This window comes from Paenibacillus bovis (assembly GCF_001421015.2).
GTDB classification, from domain to species: domain Bacteria; phylum Bacillota; class Bacilli; order Paenibacillales; family Paenibacillaceae; genus Saccharibacillus; species Saccharibacillus bovis.
The window spans coordinates 3,588,051-3,609,494 of record NZ_CP013023.1; the positions used below are offsets into that span (position 1 = coordinate 3,588,051).

17 protein-coding genes are annotated in these 21,444 nt (G+C 45.8%); 3 read left to right on the top strand and 14 right to left on the bottom strand.

The features are described 5' to 3' along the window. Positions 1-16: 16 nt before the first annotated feature. The 5 genes from AR543_RS15200 to AR543_RS15220 all read right to left on the bottom strand — a co-directional run bounded on the left by AR543_RS15200 (position 17) and on the right by AR543_RS15220 (position 5,652). On the bottom strand, positions 17-1,402 hold the full coding sequence (locus AR543_RS15200; RefSeq protein WP_060535312.1) for a HAMP domain-containing sensor histidine kinase: 1,386 nt from the start codon (positions 1,400-1,402) through the stop codon (positions 17-19). Further along, positions 1,402-2,100, bottom strand: coding sequence for a response regulator transcription factor (locus AR543_RS15205; protein WP_017812419.1), 699 nt, complete (start codon positions 2,098-2,100; stop codon positions 1,402-1,404). Before AR543_RS15205 ends, AR543_RS15200 begins: the two co-directional genes overlap by 1 nt. Positions 2,101-2,129: 29 nt before the next feature. Further along, positions 2,130-3,380, bottom strand: coding sequence for a putative periplasmic lipoprotein (locus AR543_RS15210; protein WP_060535313.1), 1,251 nt, complete (start codon positions 3,378-3,380; stop codon positions 2,130-2,132). Positions 3,381-3,430: 50 nt separating this feature from the next. After that, positions 3,431-4,156, bottom strand: a complete 726-nt coding sequence (locus AR543_RS15215) for a phosphonate ABC transporter ATP-binding protein (RefSeq protein ID WP_060536806.1) — start codon at positions 4,154-4,156, stop codon at positions 3,431-3,433. Positions 4,157-4,356: 200 nt separating this feature from the next. Continuing rightward, entirely contained in the window at positions 4,357-5,652 is a 1,296-nt protein-coding gene (locus AR543_RS15220) for an MFS transporter (protein WP_335582696.1), read from the bottom strand. A 154-nt stretch (positions 5,653-5,806) separates the two neighbouring features. Here AR543_RS15220 and AR543_RS15225 point away from each other — a divergent pair, with 154 nt between their 5' ends. Then, on the top strand, positions 5,807-6,724 hold the full coding sequence (locus AR543_RS15225; protein WP_060535314.1) for an ArsR/SmtB family transcription factor: 918 nt from the start codon (positions 5,807-5,809) through the stop codon (positions 6,722-6,724). Between the two features lie 12 nt (positions 6,725-6,736). Next, entirely contained in the window at positions 6,737-7,504 is a 768-nt protein-coding gene (locus AR543_RS15230) for an HAD family hydrolase (RefSeq protein ID WP_060535315.1), read from the top strand. A gap of 255 nt (positions 7,505-7,759) precedes the next feature. Here AR543_RS15230 and AR543_RS15235 read toward each other — a convergent pair whose 3' ends face one another. The 9 genes from AR543_RS15235 to pdhA all read right to left on the bottom strand — a co-directional run bounded on the left by AR543_RS15235 (position 7,760) and on the right by pdhA (position 20,330). Beyond that, on the bottom strand, positions 7,760-10,084 hold the full coding sequence (locus AR543_RS15235; RefSeq protein ID WP_060535316.1) for a type IA DNA topoisomerase: 2,325 nt from the start codon (positions 10,082-10,084) through the stop codon (positions 7,760-7,762). 492 nt (positions 10,085-10,576) lie between these two features. Continuing rightward, a complete protein-coding gene (locus AR543_RS15240) occupies positions 10,577-12,064 on the bottom strand; it encodes a glutamate synthase subunit beta (protein ID WP_060535317.1) in 1,488 nt (495 codons plus the stop codon). 530 nt (positions 12,065-12,594) lie between these two features. Further along, the gene (locus AR543_RS15245; protein WP_060535318.1) at positions 12,595-13,083 is read right to left on the bottom strand and encodes a dihydrofolate reductase; all 489 of its coding nucleotides are present in this window, start codon (positions 13,081-13,083) and stop codon (positions 12,595-12,597) included. A gap of 333 nt (positions 13,084-13,416) precedes the next feature. Further along, positions 13,417-14,211: a thymidylate synthase gene (gene thyA, locus AR543_RS15250; RefSeq protein WP_060535319.1), complete on the bottom strand. Its 795-nt coding sequence runs from the start codon at positions 14,209-14,211 to the stop codon at positions 13,417-13,419. Positions 14,212-14,627: 416 nt separating this feature from the next. After that, positions 14,628-14,777 carry a 50S ribosomal protein L33 gene (rpmG, locus tag AR543_RS15255; RefSeq protein WP_082472246.1) on the bottom strand — a complete coding sequence of 50 codons (150 nt, stop codon included), beginning with the start codon at positions 14,775-14,777 and terminating at the stop codon, positions 14,628-14,630. Between the two features lie 397 nt (positions 14,778-15,174). Beyond that, the gene (gene lpdA, locus AR543_RS15260; protein ID WP_060535320.1) at positions 15,175-16,599 is read right to left on the bottom strand and encodes a dihydrolipoyl dehydrogenase; all 1,425 of its coding nucleotides are present in this window, start codon (positions 16,597-16,599) and stop codon (positions 15,175-15,177) included. A 4-nt stretch (positions 16,600-16,603) separates the two neighbouring features. Continuing rightward, positions 16,604-17,959 (bottom strand): dihydrolipoamide acetyltransferase family protein, encoded by a 1,356-nt coding sequence (locus tag AR543_RS15265; protein ID WP_060535321.1) that lies wholly within the window; start codon positions 17,957-17,959, stop codon positions 16,604-16,606. Between the two features lie 241 nt (positions 17,960-18,200). Beyond that, on the bottom strand, positions 18,201-19,178 hold the full coding sequence (locus tag AR543_RS15270) for an alpha-ketoacid dehydrogenase subunit beta (protein WP_060535322.1): 978 nt from the start codon (positions 19,176-19,178) through the stop codon (positions 18,201-18,203). 84 nt (positions 19,179-19,262) lie between these two features. Beyond that, positions 19,263-20,330 (bottom strand): pyruvate dehydrogenase (acetyl-transferring) E1 component subunit alpha, encoded by a 1,068-nt coding sequence (gene pdhA, locus AR543_RS15275; protein WP_060535323.1) that lies wholly within the window; start codon positions 20,328-20,330, stop codon positions 19,263-19,265. Positions 20,331-20,580: 250 nt separating this feature from the next. On the opposite strand from pdhA, the gene AR543_RS15280 reads away from it, so the two are divergent. Continuing rightward, positions 20,581-21,309 carry an alpha/beta hydrolase gene (locus tag AR543_RS15280; RefSeq protein WP_060535324.1) on the top strand — a complete coding sequence of 243 codons (729 nt, stop codon included), beginning with the start codon at positions 20,581-20,583 and terminating at the stop codon, positions 21,307-21,309. The last annotated feature ends 135 nt before the right edge of the window (positions 21,310-21,444 follow it).

The following is a 21,444-nucleotide window of genomic DNA, read 5'->3' on the forward strand; positions in this document are numbered from 1 at the left end:
TGCTTAGCCTCCTGTATTACGCCAAAGACCCGGATGGCTGCTGATTATCCAGCAGCGGCAGATCTACACTGACGGTTGTTCCCTGATCCAGCTCACTCTCAATATGCATTTCGCCTTGATGCAGCTTGACGATCTGCTGGGTAATAGCCAGTCCCAGTCCTGTTCCGCCCTGATTCGGATTCACCTGGAAGAAACGGTCTTTTACTTTTTCCAAAAATTCCGGACTGATTCCGATGCCGGGGTCTTTGACCGAGATACGCACTTTGTCAGGCGCTATTTCGGTAATCATTAAGGAAATAATCGAGCCATCCGGTGAGAACTTGATCGCATTGTCGACCAGATTCAGGAACACCTGCTTCAGGCGGTTACCGTCTGCGTAGACAAGGAACGGTCGTTCTCCCGGCTGCAAGTTTAGACTGATATGCTTTTGCTCGGCTTTGGCCCATACATTCAGCATCGTCTCCTGCAGCAGTTCCTTCATATTCACTTCGCCCATAACCAGCTTCATCTGATTCTGCTGGAGTTTGGAGAAATCGAGCATTTCCTCAACCAGTCCAATCAGACGATCGGTTTCTTTGGAAATGATGCTCATCCCCAGTTTGGTCTCTTCCGGATCAAATCCGCCGGAAACAAGCGTCTCACTCCAGCCCTTGATACCGGTCAGCGGTGTACGCAGCTCATGGGAGATCGAGGAGATAAAGTCATCCTTAACCTGGTTGCTTTGTACAATCTCGTCTGCCATATAATTCAGCGTGGATGCCAAATCTCCGATTTCATGAGGATAATTGCCTTTGATCCTGACATTGAAGTCCCCTTTGGCCATCAGAGTGGACACATTGATAATATTATTGATTGGCTTAACAATCGAGTTCGCCAGGCCAACACTGACAATCAATACGATAATCAGGATGATAATGCCAATACCTGTCGAGACGAGTGTAATATAGAACAGCTTTTGATTGACCAGTTCCAGAGAAGTCACATACCGCACCAGATAGGACTTGTCTCCATTAATCTGAATCATCCGGGTGACAGCCATTACATCTTCACCGGTTCCGGCCTGTTTGCCGATCCAGCGGCCTGTTGAGCCTGTCAGTGCCTGCGGAATATCTCCAGTCTGAATTGGCTTGTCGAGACGGAACGGCGTAGAGTTCTGAATAACATTTCCTTTGAGATCTAGTACCTGTACTTCGGCTTTGTCCAGCGTATAAGTGGAGATTAGATCTCTGGAATTGGTTGGTGCACTCGTATTATCAAATGAAGACTGCAGATAATTGGAAATACCATCGTAATAATACGTACGAATAGCGAATAGAAATACCATTTCAACCAGAAGAATCGTCAGAAAGACGACTAAAAAATAATGCAGAACAATCTGCCGGGTCATCCCCTTTTTAATCATTATGACTCCCGGCCTCTCCATTTATAACCATGTCCCCAAACGGTCTGCAGGAATTCGGGCTCGGACGGATTGTTTTCGATTTTCTGGCGAAGTCGTCTGATATTTACATCGACGATTTTGGGATCACCCATATAGTCTTTGCCCCATACATGATCCAGCAGCAGATCACGGCTAAGCGGTGTATTTTCTTTTTCGAGGAAAAACTGAACCAGCGAGAATTCAGTAGGTGTCAGCTCGATCATTTTGCCGTTTTTCTTGAATTGTTTGGAGATCAGATCCAGCGTAAACGGACCGGATTCAAAAGATACCTTGGTATCCGATTCCCGCTGTACATTGACGCGGCGCAGCAAAGACTGGATACGCGCGATTAGTTCGGTCGGGCTGAACGGCTTGCTCACATGATCGTCCGCACCCACCGACAGTGCATAGACCTTATCCTGCTCCTGTACTTTGGCTGTCAGAAAAATGATACCGATTCGTTCATTTTTCTCGCGAATCCGGCGACATACCTCAAACCCGTCAATACCCGGCACCATTACATCCAGCAGTGCGATATCGATATCAGGTACCGTTTCCAACATATGCAGGGCCTGTTCCCCATTTTCGGTCTCCAGTACTTCAAATCCGTTACGTTTCAGGTTGATAATAATAAAACTGCGGATAGACTCTTCATCTTCCATAATTAGCACTTTACTCATGCAACTGTTCCTCCCTATTTCCCATGCGCTTAATTTTGAATAATATTAATTTTGTCATTTTCCCAGAGTGCGATAACCTGCCCTCTATTCTCGGCGATGATTTCCCAATCCCCGTTATGATTATTCCATTCATTTTCACTAAAGAATCGAACCTCGGCTACCTTTTCACCGGTATCCTTTAATACAAATCGCAAATCTTTATCTTTGTTGGATTTGGTATCCAGTGTAATCTTTTCCATCCAGTCACTGGCAATTTTAATTACAAAACGACCTTCTTCATCCCTATACTGCTGGCTGACCAATTTTTCCAGTGTAACGCCGCCTGTCCATTGATAATAATTGGTAAACAAAGGCGTTTCGACCGGAGCGATATTTTCCCAGCCTGCCGGAATCTCGACCATGCCAATTTCCAAGATACCATCGTTATTAATATCTTCGCTGACAATCTGCACGTCTTTCCAGGTTGCCTGACGACTGAGCTGGAATACATCCTCCAGCTTGCCATCTCTCATAATAAACAAGTGCGAGAATCCCGACTTCCCGAGTGCCTGATCCATAATAATACCATTCTGATCCGGGGCTACCTTACCGGCTACTACATTATAGGCACTTACGATATTGTTGAGATCAATAGAATCTATCTTTTTAAATCCATTATCGTATCCATAGACTGTCACAGCTACATAATCAGGATTGCTGTTCATGGTCATGGTAGTCAGATTGTTAATCCCGTCTCCATCCATATCGATCGTTTCATAATAAGAGTAAGGCATATGATCTTCCTTGGTCAGCTTGCCTTTGTCATAATCATACACATCGAGCGTTTTCTGTGTATTATCATTGCTGGCTGTATCATTGGAATAACCGACCAGTAAATTGCGCCGCCCATCTCCGGTGATATCCGTAATCTCAACACTTTCCAGCGTAAAACCCGAACCCTCGATGGTCAGCTGCTTTACCCAGGTGTCTCCCGACTGCTCGAAGATCATTCCATTAATGCGGCCATTGGTCGTCTGATAAAAAACAATGGTCTCGCTCGTTCCATCTCCATCCAGATCCACGGTCTGGATTCGGCTGGTGTTGCCGTTTTTGGGACTCTGGATACTCGCTCCTTCAGGCAGCTCGGCACTGATGACACTGCTCAGTGTCTGCTTGTCCGATGGAAGTTCCGGTGTCTGAATCAATGTCTTTGGATCAGACAGCGGGTTAAAGCTGCAGCCGCTCAGCAAAAAGAGCAAGCCGGCTACCGCCAGCATCCTGATCCATATCATTCGGTTCATTATTATCACTCTCTTCATCGGCCTGCCGTATAGATTGCAGGCCATTTTGGTTATAGCAATCTTCGTTCCGCGCTCGTCAACCTTCTTCCATTAATGTCAAAAGAAATCCGACCATCCTGCAAGCCAATAATCCGGGTGGCATAACGTTCGGCCAATTCCAGTGGAATAACAGCAATCACTGTCAGCCTCTCACTTGTACACAGCGCGCGCAATGTCTTGATAACCTCTTCGCCGGATTTTGGATCCAGACCGGTAACCGGTTCGTCCGCCAGCACTACCTTGGCTCCATGGGCGAGAGCACGTGCAATCGCGACCCGCTGTCGTTCACCACCGCTGAGCGTACCTGCTTTCTGATGCGCTTTATCCAGCAGACCGAGTGTCTCCAGGATATCCATCGCTCCCATATAATCATCGGAACGAACCATGCCGGTCAGCATCCGCCAGACAGGTGTCTGCCCCGACTGGCCGATCAGCACCGTTTTGAGTGCTGTACGCTCTGGATGAAGCTGTGGACTCTGCTCCAAAAAGGACCATTCCCGGCTAATTTTACGTTTGCCGCTGAAGCCGGATTTGAGAATATCGGTATCTCCTACCCGGAAGCTTCCCTCCGACCAGGTCTCCCGCATAGCCAGACATTTCAGCAGCGTACTTTTACCGCTGCCGCTTGGGCCTACAAGTGCAATCATTTCGCCATGTTGAATTTCCAGGCTGATATCATCGAGTACTCTGGTTCTATCTTCTCCGACTATTTTTGTCAGATGATCTACGTGAATCATAGACATTGTTGCGACCGCCCTTCTGCACTATTCATCCCAACTTGATCTGCTGGTTCCAGATCATTTGGTGTCATCATGCTACTGATCGAGCAGCAGCGAACTTGCTATCTATCGCAACTCTCTTTCATATCAGCAACATTATTGCTCTTATTTATATAGTTTAGGGGAAAAAGCGGATAAATGCCATCTGCGCTTGGATTTTATTTTGCTTTTTCACGGAATACGAACCCCATAGCTGCAAAAAGAATATAACAGCCGCCCAGTACCCAGAACAGACTGGACGCAGATCCCATCTCGATTCCCTTGCCGCCTACTGCCGGGCCGACAATACTTCCGAAGTTAAAATGAAAAGAAGCCAGTACGTTGGCTGCAGGCAAGTACATTTTGGGCAGAATATCTGCCGCATATGCCAGTCCCAATGAGAAAAAGGAACCGATCAATCCACCCGCTACAGCAAATAGTGCTGCCATCGTCCAAATATTGGTGCCGGCAAGTGGTACCAGCACAAACAGTAGTCCCCCGATACTGCCGGATAGCATAAGTATCTTTTTACGTCCAAACCGATCGCTCAGCATACCAAGCGGCAGCTGAAGTACAAGACCTCCTATACCGATAAAAGGAAGAAGGAAAGCGATCGCATCTGTAGTCAGACCAATCCGCAATCCATAGACCGGGAAGTTGCTGTTCATTGCTGCTTCCATATAGCCGTACAGCAGTGCCGGAATCAGCGCATACCAAGCCCAGCGATAGCTGCGGCCAAAGCGTCCTTTTTGCGGTTCGGAGCCTTCTTCCTTGGCAGGCTTGCCATCCGGCAGTTTCATCCATACGAGTACGGTTACTATAATAAATAAAAGCGTCATGATCAGGAAAGGAGCCATCATTCCCCAGTCAAGCAGCTGTATGCCGAGCGGACCAATGCTGAATCCGATCCCGTAGGACATTCCATAAATAGAAAGGTTGCGTCCTCTTTTCTCGGCAGGCGCGGCCATCAATACCCATAGCTGTGCCGAGTAATGAATAGCACTGTCTCCAATACCAACCAGCATACGCAGTACAAACCAGAAAGCTATACTTGGGTAAAGCGGGAACAGCGGCAGGGTGATGACTACCAGCAGCAATCCGCAGAGCATCAGCTTTTTGAAGCCGAGTACACCGAGCAGACGCTCTGCTGCCAGTGTCATGGCAAAAGAGCCGACATACAGAGCAGCAGCGTTCAATCCGTTGACTGTGGATGATACACCCATCTTCTCCAGAAAAATAGCCAGCACCGGCAGTAGCATACCCTGACTAAGCCCTGCGGTAATAATCGCAATAATCAGAATCACAAAATGAGATGTCTGGTTCGAATAAATAGATGAACGATTAGATGATGTTGTGTCAGACAAGATATTTCCTCCATTTTTATGTATCAGCATTTTACAAAACGCTGTATCTATGCTGTAATTTGGTATAGTGAACAGTATGCAACAAACTGCGATTCCTGTCCGGTTTGGCAAAATACGACAGCTTCCTGTCCACCTGTGCTACCCGAACATTATAGTGGACAATCTGCACGCAAACAAGCCATAATAAGCACAACAGGAAGTTAGGAATCAAGCCTGTTACAGGAATGCATTGACTGATGATTATATTCTGGGAGGTTCTCGTTTCATGAGCTATCAAGTGAAAATAGACGTTTCCCCCATTTATGATCTGCTCGGAAGTTTCATGGTCTATGTCACCAAGAAATGGATACGGGATATCGATCTCGGCACCGAGTGGATTCGGGAAATTGACAATACATTAAGCCATGGAGTACGCCTCGCGATACTGGAAGCCTCCTCCTGGCCGTTCGACGATTATGATGCACTGTATGCCTGGGCAAGCTGTCGTCAGCCTGACGGTTCGGTGCAGCATTTTCTTGAGCATCTTGAGAACACTCCGGAAAATAGCATGTGGGATGAGATTCATCCTATGATGCCTTCGCTCTCGCTAAATGATAGTATTCGTATTCAGCGAAGTTATGCTCCACTACTCAAATTGTGGTACGAGCATTATTTCCACCAGATTGAAGGACAGATCATGCCGCTTATTACAGAAGACGGCGAAGAAAAAATCGGTCTGCTCGATAAAATGGAACCAGAAGCACTGATCGAGTATGCTTCAGGCGGTCTGGTCGTCTCTCCAATGCCTGGACTGCATACGGTTATTCTGTTCCCCACTGTGCATAACCGTCCTATCAATACGTACTGTTTTTATGATGGCGTGCTGTTGATCCAGTATCCTGTCGAGGTACCGGAAGAAGGCGAAGAAGATCCGCCCAACATGCTGCTGCGTCTGACCCGGGCCCTGTCGGACCCTGAACGTCTGCGGATGCTACGCTATATTGGCGGAGAACCTCGCTCACTGCAAGAGATGGCTCATGATCTGCTCCAGCCACAGGAGACACTTATGCATCATCTGATGATGCTCCGCGTAGCTGGACTGCTGCGCATTCATCTGGGCCGGGAAGATATTGACCGCTTCAGTCTGCGGCAGGATGGAGTATCCGAGCTGCAGCTATTTTTGGAATCGTATATCCGTATTTAAGGAGTGAACCCCATGAAAGACATTCGGCACCAGCATCTGATCTTCGATATGGATGATACGCTGATTTACTGTAATAAGTATTTTAATCTGATTCTCGATGAATTTATTAGCCTGCTGTCCGGCTGGTTTGCGGACGAAGGACTGCAAATGCATGATATTCGCCAAAAACAGATCGAGATTGATGTCGCCGGCGTCCACCAGGTTGGATTTGCCAGTGAACATTTCCCTCGCTCCCTGGTCGAGACTTATCATCATTTCAGCCAATTGTATAACCGTCCTACCTCCGAGCTGGAGGAGCATCAATTGCGTCTGCTCGGCAGCAGTGTCTACGAAAAAGAAGTAGAAGCTTATCCAGGTATGGTGGAGACATTGGAGATGCTTCAGCAGGCTGGACATACACTGTACCTGTACACTGGCGGCGAAAATGCTATTCAACAGCGCAAAATTGATCAAATGAAGCTCACATCATATTTTGATTCGCGTATCTTTATCCGTCAGCACAAAAATGTAACTGCGCTGGAAGAGATCATTACTTCACATCTATTGCCTCGTCAGGACACCTGGATGATCGGTAATTCCCTGCGCTCGGATGTGCAGCCCGCTCTACAGGCATCACTAAATACGATTTATATCAAACACGAACTGGAATGGGCATACGATATTATAGAGCTCCAGGCTGGAACCGAGCAATCGTTCCATACTGTATCCAAATTGACAGAGGTACCTGATGTGATCCACCAGAGCCTCCGCATTCATGAGAAAAAACGGACTTCGGGATAATCCCGGGTCCGTTTTTTTGCGGATCATACCTGATCTTGCGTCAGATGAATTCATCGACGCTGTATATCTCCTGTAAGGTCCCTCTGTCTTATCTTGCCGGCTGAACCCTGTTTTCATTTCCGCACATGTTGTGTTTTTTTTGCATATTGCGTTTTTTTGCATTTTGCGGGTATATTCCTGTTTTGGTCTTCTCAGAGACCATACCTTGGGAATGCTCATTCCGCTTTTGGACTTGACAGACTGCACTCCAATCGCTCAGGAATGAACGGCTTCAACCATCAGCTTGCCGGTTTCTTTTTCAGCCAGCTTGATTCTTCCCTTGTGCGTTTGACCGCCTTTTTTAAAAGACAGTACCTGGGTTTCTCCCTTTTCGAGCAGTGATTTTAACATGGTGACCGAGATATTTTTGCCCACATACTCTTTCCAGATCACAAATTTGCAGCCCTGCTTGAAATGAGAACATCCATATCCTTTGCGACCTTCGATAATGAATCCACCGCATCCACGACATGGACAGCTACCCAGTGCAGCATGTTCTCCAGCTGCTCCGAGCGACACCTTTTTCTCTACGGTCGCTGTTGCCGCAGCTGACGAAATTCCGCGGCTGCTACCGCTGCGTGCAGGCGTACTTTTGCCTGAGGAGGATGCGGTTTTTGGACGTGTACGTGCGGTTGAACTGCCGGCGCCGGATTTTCCTTTGCCCCTGGAACGGCTGCCTTCATCACCAAATGCTCCCGCTGCTGCTGGCAGCTGTGTGCTTACTTTATCAATAACAGACACAGCAAACTTTTTGACACTTTCCAGAAAGCGATCCGGGTCGGCTTCGCCACGTGAAATCTGGTTCAGACGACGCTCCCACTGCCCTGTCATCTCGGGAGAGGTGAGCAGCTCGACTCCGGCTGCCCGAATCAGTTCGATCGCCGCTCTTCCTTTCAGGGTAAGTTCGATTTTTTTACCGCTGGCAGTCACATAACCGACCTGCTTAAGACGCTCGATAGTAGCCGCCCGTGTGGCAGGTGTGCCAAGACCCGATTCTTTCATCGCATCCCGAAGCTCCTCGTTCTCGATCTGCTTGCCGGCACTTTCCATCGCTTTGAGCAGTGTACCTTCGGTATACGGTTTGGGTGGCTGTGTCGCTTTTTCTTTTACATCTACTTTGCGGCATAAAACAGGCAGCTTGCTGTCGATAACAAAAGGCTCCTGTACTTCTTCTTCCTGATCTTCTTCTTTATCCGAATTTTTGCGAGCAGAGGATTTGCCGCCGCTTTTGGATTTATCCTTATCGGGCAGCGTTACCTTCCAGCCCAGAAATAATAATTCTTTGACTGCCGTCTTGAAGGTCTCCTGTTCCACCACTGTCATAACGGTATGATGCTTATACTCTGCCGGTGGATAAAATTGGGCCAGAAAACGGCGCACAATCAGATCATACAGCTGCTGTTCTTCCTTGCTAAGAGTGCCCGGCTTTTTGAGAGTTGGTAAAATGGCATGGTGATCTTCTACTTTGGCAGGATTACAGACGGCTTTGTTATTCACATGTACCCGTTTACCATCTGCGCCTCCTGCGAGCTCTTCATACGGCGTATTTTTGAGCATTCCCAGCACTTTATGCATCCCGTCAATATTTTGCTCGGTGACATAGTTGGAGTTGGTACGCGGGTAAGAAATCACTTTATGACGCTCATATAGCGCCTGGGCAACATCCAGTGTTTTTTTGGCAGAATATCCAAACTTGGCATTGGCATCCCGCTGAAGCAGAGTTAAATCGTACAATTTATACGGATACTCTTTGCTTTCGCGAATATCGTACTTGGTAATTTGTCCTTCTTTGCCTTTGACTTTGTCTGCGATTGCTTCGCCTTTGGCTTTGTCGGTAATCCGGTCTCCCTGCCATACTCCTTCATAGGTTTTATCGTGCTGCTTGAAGCTGGCTCTTACTTCGTAGAAGGTCTGGGAATCAAATGCCTCGATTTCTTTTTGCCGATCATAAATCAGCGCCAGTACAGGAGTTTGTACTCGCCCTACTGATAGCAGATTGTTGTGCTTGGTCGTAAATGCGCGTGAAGCATTCATCCCGATCAGCCAATCCGCTTCGCTGCGCGCTCGTGCAGCCCGCGTCAGATTCTCAAACTCGCTGCTATCCCGCAGCTGGTCAAACCCTTTGCGTATACTTTCCGGAGTCAGATCCGAAATCCATAGCCGCTTAACCGGCTGACGCAGCTTGAGCTGACGCTGAATCAGGGCGAAAATATGCTGTCCCTCCCGCCCGGCATCACACGCGTTCACGATGCGGTCACAGCGCTTGGCCAAGTCACCAATTACTTTTAGCTGATCCTTGGTACGCGGATTTGGTACAATTTTGAATTCGTCGGGAATGATCGGCAGATCTCTGAAATTCCATTTTTTATACTTGGGATCATAGGCATCCGGTTCAGCCAATCCGATCAAATGGCCGATCGCCCAGGTAATAATGTATTGATCCCCTTCGAGATGCGTGCGCTGATTGCGCGCTTTTGGTTCGATAACGGCCGCAATATTACGTCCCATATCCGGCTTCTCGGCAATGACTAGAATTTTCATGCTTTCATTCCTTTCCGGGAATGGACTACCATAAGGTTGGTTACATTCTTGGATGTGACTTCTGAAACTGGATATTGAAGACAGTGATTGCGTATAGATAGTGATTGCGCGTAGACAGTAACCACTACAATACTTCATATCCAGGTTTTCATACTTTCAGCAATTGAATCTCTTGGTATTTCGGCAAAAAAGGAGCTACACTCTGGAGTGCAGCCCCCTTTCTCACGTACCTATTACTCACTTCACATTATAGCATATTGTGTTTTAGAATTCGATGAAAGAATCGGCATCAACAAAGACACTTCTACACACTTCTATTAGTTCCATCTGTAGTATAGCAAAAAGACCACACTGGAGAGTGCAGTCTTTTTTCCATACTGTTCAATGATGTCGTTTCTACATTTTATTACTACTAATCAGCTTGCATATACAACAGGGTTATTGGATATATAAGAGTGTCTAACGTCTAACATTTTAATGATCAAATTAGGTTTAGACAAGTACCGTTGCACCCATCAGATATTTATCCACTTCGCGCGCTGCTTCGCGGCCTTCGTTAATCGCCCATACGACCAGACTTTGTCCGCGGCGCATATCGCCAGCTGCAAATACTTTGTCTACGTTGGTAGTGTATTTACCGTAGCGGGCTTTGACGTTGGTCCAGCGATCCGTTTCCAGGCCAAGCTGCTCAGCCAGCGTCTGTTCCGGTCCGTCAAATCCGATAGCGATCAGGGCAATCTCTGCCGGGAATACACGCTCTGTTCCCGGAATAGGTTGATAGATTTTGCGTCCGGTTTCATCGATAATACGCTGAATCTGAATCGTATGCAGTTCTTTCAGATTACCATTTTCATCACCGACAAACTTGGTTGTCATGATAGAGAATTCACGCGGATCACTGCCAAATATTGCTTTGGCTTCTTCTTGCGCATAATCCAGTGTGTATACATTCGGGAACTGCGGCCATGGATTGGCAATAGGATCACGTTCCAGTGGAGCTTTGTCATGCGTACCGAACTGGGTGACACTGCGGCAGCCGTGACGCAGCGAAGTCGCTACACAGTCGGAACCGGTATCTCCGCCACCGATTACGATAACATTCTTGTCTGTGGAAGAGATATAATTGCCATCTTCCAGATTGCTGTCCAGATAACTTTTGATCGTACCATTCAGATAATCCATGGCGTAGATTACACCATTCAGCTGACTGCCTTCAATATTGAATTCACGCGGTTTGGTTGCACCGCCGCAAAGCACAACTGCGTCATAATCATCCACCAACTGCTGAGCGGGGATATCTTTGCCGATCTCTGTGCTGGTGATGAATTCGATACCTTCTTGTCTCAGCAGATTTACGCGACGTTCTACAATTTGCTTATCCAGCTTCATACTTGGGATACCGTAAGTGAGCAGTCCACCTACACGATCGGAACGCTCATATACCGTCACTGAATGTCCCGCTTTGTTCAGCTGGGCAGCACATGCCAGACCTGCCGGACCCGAGCCAATAACAGCTACACGGCGTCCTGTACGCTTTTCCGGTGGCTCGGGAACAACCCAGCCTTCTGCGAATCCGCGTTCAATAATAGACTCTTCAATCGTCTTGATGGTTACCGGCTGGCCGATAAGCCCCACTGTACAGGAACCTTCACAAGGAGCCGGGCAGATCCGTCCGGTAAACTCGGGAAAATTATTTGTCTTGTGGAGACGCTCCAGCGCTTCTTTCCACAGACCACGGTAAACCAAATTGTTCCACTCGGGAATCAGGTTATGAACAGGGCAGCCAAAGGTGGACCCTGCCATATTCATACCTGTATGACAGTACGGTGTTCCGCAGTCCATACATCGTGCACCCTGCGTACGCAGTTCGTCTTCAGACATATGCTTATGGAATTCTTCCCAGTCTTTTACGCGTTCAAGCGGATCGCGATCCGCGGGAATTTGTCTTTTGTATTCCATAAATCCAGTAGGTGTAGACATATTAACAGTTCCCCCATCCGTTCTATACGATGCCGAGTTTCTTTCGATCACCAGCTTGCCGTAAGTTTATTTTCAAGAGTAGCATTGAGACAATTGAATCACAAATGGATTAAGCGCATGATTATTTGTACTTTTTACATAGAGATTACACCGTGGTGAAACATCTTGCAATAACTTTTCTGTTACTTTCACTATTTTTGTATACATTTTGTTTAAGTAATATTCAGTATAAGATACGTTAACAACGCGTTATTGCTACTTTATTCCGATAACTGCTGTTAATTATTCATATAATTTATATACTGCTTTTATAATTTTGAGTGATAGTATTATTCGCACAGGCAGACAGCAAGCATGCAGTTATAAACTTTTTGTTATATTTATGCATTTTTACGCATAATTCAAGTTAATCTTCAGTTTTTGACTGCTCTGTTATTACGCATTATACATGGAAATACGTATGAAAAGCCGCACAGAAATTCATGCTTGTAGCTTTGATACTACCGCTGCTTGAATAATTGGTGTTCGATCTACTTCCGCTTGTACTCTTCAAACCGGTAATCATAATCATTTTTTTCATCACGAATACCTGGTACCGCATTCACCAATGTCCACTCTGACCAGTCCACTTCTGGAAAATACGTATCTCCTTCAAAATCATGTTCGATCTGCGTAACAAGCAGGCGATCTGCATGATTCAGAAATTCCTTGTAAATTTGGGAGCCACCAATAATCATTAATTCTTCTTCTGTTCCGGCAAGCTGGATAGCTTCTTCTACCGAATGCAGTACTTCCGCTTCTGCCGCCTCAAAGGAAGCATCCCGGGTCAAAATAATATTTCGCCGATTCGGCAGCGGCTTGGAGCCAAAGGAGTTCCATGTTTTTCGTCCCATCACAATCGTTTTATGCTGGGTCTGCTGTTTGAAGTAGGCCATATCTTTGGGAAGCTTCCACGGCATATCGTTATTTTTGCCGATAATCCCCTGTCTTCCCTGTGCCCATATGAGTGTAATGGTCATTATCGCTGTCCTCCTATCATCCGGATTTGTGCATCCAGATAGGTTTATTCTATATCATATCATTAAAACCTATCATTCTGCATCAACTTCTTGTAATATTACACGAATATTAAACCAGCTTATTAACCGATCATCCGTTAAAAAGCAAGCTATCAAATGTTTTATCTATACCGATTCAGAAATTTGATCACATCGTATTCAAATAAAAATCCGGAGACGATTTACCGGATATAGATGTACTGTCTGCTATGCAGCAGTAGCTGTGTCTCTCCCCAAATCAGTCTCCGGAATAAATATAAATATTACCGGTATTCAATTGATATGACGCATCGATTAAATAGCAATCGGTGCTTTGATTCCTGGATGATATTCATAATTTTCAAACTGGAAGTCTTCGAATTTGTAATCGAAAATACTATCCGGCTTGCGCTCGATGCGCAGCTGCGGTAGCGAATACGGCTCGCGTGTAAGCTGTAGCTTCACCTGCTCAATATGATTGTTGTAAATGTGTACATCTCCGCCCGTCCAGATCAGATCGCCCACTTCCAGATCACATTGCTGTGCGACCATATACGTTAGCAGCGCGTAGGAAGCCAGATTAAATGGCAGCCCAAGGAATGTATCGACCGAACGCATCTGGAACATACATGACAACTTGCCTTCTGCTACATAGAACTGAAAAGCGTAGTGACACGGCGGCAGTGCCATATGATCCACCTCGGCTGCATTCCAGGCATTAACAATATGACGACGGGAATCCGGATTGTTTTTAATCTGCTCGATTACGGAAGAAATCTGGTCTATCACTTCGCCGCCGGGACCACGCCATTCTCTCCACTGGGAGCCATATACACGCCCCAGATTCCCTTCTTCATCTGCCCACTCGTCCCAGATCGTCACGCCATTTTCCCGCAGATACGTAATATTCGTATCGCCACTGAGAAACCAGAGCAATTCATGAATAATAGACCGTGTATGCAGACGCTTGGTCGTTAGCAAAGGGAATCCTTCCTGAAGATTAATACGCATCTGCCGTCCGAATACGGAGATGGTACCTGTGCCTGTACGGTCTCCCTTGGCTACTCCATGATCCATAATATCCTGCAATAATTCCAAATATGCTTTCATCTTTACACCTCATTTATACGACTTGATTTGACAGGCTTGTCGGATCACATACAAATGCTATTCAGACAACCACATGGTTGTTAAGATATAGTCATTCCTCTATCCACAAAGAAAATCCCTATCAAATTCAGTTTAACTTCACCTGCCATATTGTAACATAGATAAATGCCAGGGAAGAAATCAAAATTAGGAAAGCTTAGCAACCTATAGAAACAAATGCTTATGTAAGAAGACAGATAATAGAAATACATTGTACACCCAAACAGAACCAAATAAAATCCATTAAAATAAAAAACAAATTAACTTATGATCTAATCACATATCCGAATATATAAAAAGCAAGTATCCCATTGTATAAAAAAATAAACACCCGACTATATTATAGTCGGGTGTTTTCTTCACGCGCTAATCAAGGATTAACGAGTTTCGCGGTGAAGCGTGTATTTCTTAAGACGTGGGCAATATTTTTTCAGCTCAAGACGTTCCGGATGGTTCCGTTTGTTCTTGGTCGTAGTGTAGTTACGATCGCCAGTCTCTGTGCATGCCAAAGTAACGATAACGCGCATGTGAATTCACCTCACTTCATTGGTAATCAGAAATTATTCAACTATACTAATTTAACCTAATTACAATAAATGTTCAACTGAGATTTATTGGAACTGTATAGTCAGTTAATAATCCGTAAACATTAATTGAAATGCCTTATCTATTTTACCATATACTAAAATGAAATCCAAGCTATTTTTGCGAACATGTATTCACATGTTGTCAAATAATTAACTTGTCATATCCTTTCCTGTATACAGATCATATAGCATATCAAAAGCCGCCAGGAGCTCTCTGGCGGCTTTGACATAAGCATTTGATATCTTAATCAGCCCACAGCGATGAAATCAAATACAGGGACGAGTAGAGATAAGCTGCGAATAGTAGCTGCTGCAGACTGATACATTAAAGAATAACTTACTTTTTACGCGGAGCGATAACATGGATCGGATGACCCATAACCAGCTCAGCTGCTTCCATAACGATCTCACCCAGTGTTGGATGCGCATGGATAGTCAGTGCCAGATCTTCCAGTGTCGCGCCCATTTCGATAGCCAGACCCATTTCAGCGATCATGTTGGAAGATTCCAGACCTACGATCTGGCTGCCCAGTACAACGCCTGTTGCTTCATCAGCCACGATTTTCACGAAGCCTTCTGTGTTGTTCAGGGAAGTTGCACGGCCGTTACCAGCGTAAGGGAATTTACCAGCGGATACTTTGTATCCTTTGGCTTTTGCTTCTGTTTCAGTCAGACCAACGCTTGCACATTCAGGATCAGTGAATGCTACAGCTGGTACACATTTGTAATCGATCACGGAAGGCATACCGGAGATAACTTCAGCTACCACTTTAGCTTCGTAGGAAGCTTTGTGTGCCAGTGCCGGACCTTCAACGATATCACCGATTGCATAGATGTGCGGGATATTTGTACGTCCCTGATGGTCGATTTTTACCAGACCGCGATCTGTCAGTTCCAGATCGATCAGATCCAGACCCAGTTCGCCGTCAGTGTTTGGACGACGTCCAACAGTAACCAGCAGGTAATCTGCAGTTACTTCTTGCTCTTTGCCGTCTACAGTGAATTTCACTGTAACGTCGTTATCTGTTTGAGTAGCACTTTCCGCTTTCGCGTTTGTGAAGATTTCCGCACCGGATTTCTTCATGTTTTTTGCTACCAGGGAAGTCATATCTTTATCGAAGCCTGGCAGGATTGTATCCAGACCTTCAATAATTGTAATTTTAGTACCAAATTTAGCGTACATTTGGCTCAGCTCGGCACCGATATATCCACCACCGATAACGATCATGGATTTAGGGATTTCCGGCAGGTTCAGTGCTTCTGTAGAAGACAGAATGCGACCGCCAAACGGGAATGCTTTCAGTTCGATTGGACGTGAACCGGTAGCGATAATGCAGTTTTTGAAACGATAACGTGGAGATTCATGATCATTGAACAGACGCGCTTCATTCTGGTTAATGAACATGCACTCGCCGTGGAATACTTCCACTTTGTTACCTTTCAGCAGGCCAGTAACACCACTGGTCATTTTTTTAACAACACCATTTTTGAACTCTTGTGTTTTGGCAAAGTCAACTTTTACGTCGCCAACGGTTACGCCGAATCCTTCGCCGTGCTGTGCAGATTCAAAATGATGAGCTGCAGCGATCAGGGCTTTGGAAGGAATACAACCACGGTTCAGACACACGCCACCGAGTTCGGATTTATCAACGATCAGGACTTTTTGTCCCAGCTGTGCAGCGCGGATAGCGGCTACATAGCCACCAGGTCCCGCACCAATTACCAACGTTTCAATATCGATAGAAGCATCTCCTACTACCATTGAATTACACCTCCATAGTTAACAGCTCAGGGTTACCAAGCAGTGATTTGATATGGTTCATAAAGTGTTGTGCTGTAGCGCCGTCGATGATACGGTGGTCAAAGCTCAGGGACAGTGCCATTACTGGTGCTGCTACCACTTCGCCATTTTTGATTACCGCTTTTTCGCTGATACGTCCAGTACCCAGGATCGCAACTTCAGGGAAGTTGATGATTGGAGTAAAGAACATACCGCCTGCAGAACCGATATTGGAGATCGAGATTGTGCTGCCTCTCATCTCGTTTGCTGCCAGTTTGCCGTCGCGACCACGAACAGCCAGATCGTTGATAGTATCAGCGATCATGAAGATGCTCTTACGATCAGCGTCTTTAACAACTGGTACGATCAGACCGTTAGGTGTGTCTGTAGCAATACCGATGTCATAGTGTTTTTTGTATACAATTTCTTCTGTTTTTTCGTCGATAGAAGCGTTCAGAGCCGGGAATTGACGAGCCGCGGACACCAGTGCTTTTACGATGAATGGCAGATAAGTTACTTTAGTACCGCGTTTTTCAGCCAGTGGTTTCATACGAGTACGGAAAGCTACCAGCTCAGTAACGTCAACTTCATCCATGATCGTTACGTGTGGAGCAGTGTATGCGGATTTAACCATAGCATTAGCGATAACTTTACGGATACCTTTGAATGGTACGCGCTCTTCGTCGCCGCCAGCAGATGCTGCGGAAGCTGTTGGTGCTGCTGCAGATGCAACTGGTGCTGCTGCTTTTTCGTCAGCTGCTGCCGCTTGAGTTGTACCGGAAGCTTGGCCTCCACCTTGTTTGAAGGATTCAACATCTTCGCGAGTAATTTTGCCGTTGCTGCCGGAACCGGTAACTTGAGCCAGATCTACACCTTGCTCACGAGCAAATTTACGTACGCTTGGAGTTGCCAGTACATCTTTGTTAGGTGCTGCTGGTGTAGAAGCATTAGTCGCTTGACCATCTTTTGCATCAGCTGGGCTTGTAGCTGCAGGAGAAGAGTTAGTATCTACGTTTCCTTTAACAGCGTCAGTTTCCTGACCGCTCTTTTGCTCAGGAGCAGATTCTTCAGCTGGCTCTTCATCTTGATCCGGCAGGTCGCCTTCTGCTTCGATGATTGCTACTGTTTCGCCTACGTGGCAAACCTGACCGTCTTTAGTCAGTACTTCTACTACTGTTCCGTCAACCGGACAAGGTACTTCAACTACCGCTTTATCATTTTGTACTTCCATGATAATGCTGTCGTCTGTTACTTTGTCACCTGGTTTAATATGCATCTTGATGATTTCGCCTTCGTGCAAACCTTCACCAAGCTCTGGAAATTTATATACGAATCTTGCCACTTGCAAAACCTCCCTGATTAAATTGTTGAATAAGACTTGAAACAGTCATGCCTTCAACAACGTCTGATAAGTATTTCTGTATACACATATATCAAAGCCAAAAGGCGTCCGTAGAAAAGTATTTCCATTTCAACAGCACTCCCGGGTCGGCTGTTAAAAAATAGAACACTATCATGCAAACCGCCTCTTGAGCCTTGAATGTTTTATTCATTCCTTCATGAAATCCTTAATAAGCAGGATCTTAGAAGTTCATTACTTTGTTAACCGCATCGATAACGCGTTGTGGTGTTGGCAGCCACGCATCCTCGATTTGAGCGAACGGATAAATTGTATCCGGCGGGCATACGCGCAGTACTGGAGCTTCCAGATGCAGAATCGCTTTTTCGTTGATCTGAGCGATCACTTCTGCAGCTACACCAGCGCTCTTTTGAGCTTCCTGAACCATAACAACACGGTTGGTTTTCTTAACGGAAGTTACGATTGTATCGATATCGATCGGGCTCAGTGTGCGCAGGTCAATGATTTCGGCATTGATTCCTTGCTCAGCCAGCTGATCAGCAGCTTTGGTAGCTGTATGAACAGTCATACCGTAACCGATAATAGTCACATCGGAACCTTCACGTACTACATTCGCTTTACCAATTTCTACAGTGTAAGCTTCTTCCGGTACTTCTGCACGGAATGCATGGTACAGGTTAAGATGCTCCATGAAGAATACTGGATCATTTTCACGAATAGCAGCGACCATCAGGCCTTTTGCATCGTATGGGTTCGAAGGGATAACCACTTTGATACCCGGTGTTTGAGCCAGCAGACCGGACAGGTCGTCTGTGTGCAGCTCAGCCGCTTTAACACCGCCACCATAAGGTGTACGGAATACGATTGGTGCATTGTAGCGACCGCCGGAGCGGTAACGCAGACGTGCTGCCTGAATCGCCATTTGATCCAATGCTTCAAAGATAAAACCTACGAACTGGATTTCAGCGATTGGACGGAAGCCCTGGATACCCAGACCAAATGCCAGACCACCGATTGCGGACTCGGCCAGTGGTGTATCGAATACACGTTCCTCGCCAAATTCTGCTTGCAGACCTTCTGTTGCACGGAATACACCGCCAACTTTACCTACGTCTTCACCAAAAATGAGCACGTTAGGGTCATTTTTCATCTCAACGCGGATTGCGTCGCGAATCGCTTCTTTCATATTCATTTGTGCCATTTGCTTCATTTCCTCCTTAAACATTTCACTGTTCATGTTCACGCATCAAGGATGTGCTGCGATTATATATTATTCAGAAACCTCTTATTGGAAATCCGCTTTTTGCTCTTCCAGATCGTGAGGTGTTGTTTCGAACATGCTGTCGATCAGGCCAGTTACAGTCATTTTCTCTGTTTTCTCGGCTTTTTTGATCTCTTCGTTTACTTTTGCTTTGGCTTCTTCTCTTACACGCTCTGTATCTTCGTCAGACCACAGACCTTTTTCAGCCAGGTATTTTGCAAGACGAGCAATAGGATCTTTCTCGCTCCAGATACCTTCTTCATCTTTGGTACGGTATTTGCTTGTATCATCTGACATGGAGTGCGGACGGAAACGGTAAGTCAGAGCTTCGATCAGTGTAGCACCTTCGCCATTGCGAGCGCGCTCAGCAGCTTCACGAACAGCTGTGATAACAGCAAATACGTCCATACCATCGATTTGCACACCTTTGATACCAGCGGAAACTGCTTTGTGAGCGATAGACAGTGCAGCTGTTTGTTTTGCAAATGGAGTTGTGATGGCATAACCATTGTTTTGTACAAAGAAGATAACAGGCAGTTTGTAAGCGCCTGCGAAGTTCATGCCTTCATAGAAGTCACCTTCGGAAGAACCGCCATCACCTGTGTAGGCGATAACAACCTGTTTTTGTTTTTTCAGTTTGTATCCCATTGCCAGACCCATCGCGTGCAGGATTTGTGCACCGATAATGATCTGTGGCATCAGAACGTTAACACCCTCAGGGATGCGTCCGCCTTCTTGATGTCCACGGGAATACAGGAATGCTTGATACAGTGGCAGACCATGCCATACCAGCTGAGGCATGTCACGGTAACCAGGACATACGAAATCTTCTTTGTCCAGTGCGTATACGCTACCAACCATAGTTGCTTCCTGTCCGGAAACCGGAGCATAGAAACCAAGGCGTCCTTGACGGCCCAGGTTAACAGCACGGTCATCCCAAGTACGTGTAAATACCATACGGTACATAATTTCTTTCAATTGATCATCAGTCAGATCAGGTACTTTGTCAGGGTTGACAATTTTACCTTCTGGGGAGAGAACGGAAAGTGCTTCCACTTCTTCCGTGTAAACTTCATATGGAACCTTGCTCATTTTATTCACCTCAATAAAAAATTTGAATATCATGTTCCGCTGTTATAGAATTATTATACACCTGTTCTACTGAGTTCGTCAAAGGATACATTGAAATTAATGCAGCAGCAGTGTTGTTGTATGTATAACAGGTTATTTAATTTTGTATAACAGTTGAACCATTTCAAAATAGAGTGTCTTAAAATCACACGACCTAATCTTAACCCATTGCTGGATTCTTTGCAAAAATTCTAATGAAAAGGTGATCACTATGACAGATTCCCGTTACCTGAAAAGAACGATCCTGAAAGAGGAAATACAAAGTCGCCATCTTGGCGAATCCCGCACTTTGCGCATCTATCTGCCGCCCGGTTATAATGAACTGCTCAGCTACCCTGTTGTATATTGTCAGGATGGCGAAGAGTTTTTCAATTTTGGCCGAATCGCTACATTTGCCAACGAACTTATACTCGATGACAATATCGAGCCTTTCATTATAGTAGGCGTAGAAGTCAATACCAAAATACGTACACAGGAATATGCTCCTTTTGGCAGTCGTTTTGCAGCGTATACAGCTTGTTTTGCCGAAGAAATTATTCCTTATGTGGAACAGAAGTACCCTGTACGACGTACCCGGGATCAGCGTATTCTGGCCGGCGATTCTCTCGGAGGCAGCGTCTCCATGCATATCGCCCTGCTCTATCCGGAGATGTTCAGCCGGATTATAAGTCTATCGGGTGCCTATTATGAAGAAAGCCGGACAATCATTGCTGCCGAGAAGGATCTGTCGGCACTCGACGTATTTATGATCGTCGGTCTTCAGGAAAGAGATTTCCAGAGCGACACCGGTGTATATGACTTTGTCGAGCTAAACCGTGCAACACGCGATTTGCTGCTTGAACGCGGCGCTACCGTCCGTTATGCTGAAAAAGACGGAAAACACTTGTGGGGATTCTGGCAAAAGGAACTTCCGGATGCGCTTAAATATTTCCTTCAGTAATCTGTCTGCATAATCTGTCATTACTTATTACATTAAAAAGAGAAGCTTCAAACGGATAAAGGCAATGTTTACGCTTACAACATACAATATTCATTGCTTCTCTTTTTCCTTTTCGGGAGTTCTTCTTGTAAGCAG

What these genes read in the sequence shown, in the direction of transcription:
- AR543_RS15200 (WP_060535312.1), bottom strand. Translation starts at nt 1,402, where the DNA reads ATGATTAAAAAGGGGATGACCCGGCAGATTGTTCTGCATTATTTTTTA.
- AR543_RS15205 (WP_017812419.1), bottom strand. Translation starts at nt 2,100, where the DNA reads ATGAGTAAAGTGCTAATTATGGAAGATGAAGAGTCTATCCGCAGTTTT.
- AR543_RS15210 (WP_060535313.1), bottom strand. Translation starts at nt 3,380, where the DNA reads ATGAACCGAATGATATGGATCAGGATGCTGGCGGTAGCCGGCTTGCTC.
- AR543_RS15215 (WP_060536806.1), bottom strand. Translation starts at nt 4,156, where the DNA reads ATGATTCACGTAGATCATCTGACAAAAATAGTCGGAGAAGATAGAACC.
- AR543_RS15225 (WP_060535314.1), top strand. Translation starts at nt 5,807, where the DNA reads ATGAGCTATCAAGTGAAAATAGACGTTTCCCCCATTTATGATCTGCTC.
- AR543_RS15230 (WP_060535315.1), top strand. Translation starts at nt 6,737, where the DNA reads ATGAAAGACATTCGGCACCAGCATCTGATCTTCGATATGGATGATACG.
- AR543_RS15235 (WP_060535316.1), bottom strand. Translation starts at nt 10,084, where the DNA reads ATGAAAATTCTAGTCATTGCCGAGAAGCCGGATATGGGACGTAATATT.
- AR543_RS15240 (WP_060535317.1), bottom strand. Translation starts at nt 12,064, where the DNA reads ATGTCTACACCTACTGGATTTATGGAATACAAAAGACAAATTCCCGCG.
- AR543_RS15245 (WP_060535318.1), bottom strand. Translation starts at nt 13,083, where the DNA reads ATGACCATTACACTCATATGGGCACAGGGAAGACAGGGGATTATCGGC.
- thyA (WP_060535319.1), bottom strand. Translation starts at nt 14,211, where the DNA reads ATGAAAGCATATTTGGAATTATTGCAGGATATTATGGATCATGGAGTA.
- rpmG (WP_082472246.1), bottom strand. Translation starts at nt 14,777, where the DNA reads ATGCGCGTTATCGTTACTTTGGCATGCACAGAGACTGGCGATCGTAAC.
- lpdA (WP_060535320.1), bottom strand. Translation starts at nt 16,599, where the DNA reads ATGGTAGTAGGAGATGCTTCTATCGATATTGAAACGTTGGTAATTGGT.
- AR543_RS15270 (WP_060535322.1), bottom strand. Translation starts at nt 19,178, where the DNA reads ATGGCACAAATGAATATGAAAGAAGCGATTCGCGACGCAATCCGCGTT.
- pdhA (WP_060535323.1), bottom strand. Translation starts at nt 20,330, where the DNA reads ATGAGCAAGGTTCCATATGAAGTTTACACGGAAGAAGTGGAAGCACTT.
- AR543_RS15280 (WP_060535324.1), top strand. Translation starts at nt 20,581, where the DNA reads ATGACAGATTCCCGTTACCTGAAAAGAACGATCCTGAAAGAGGAAATA.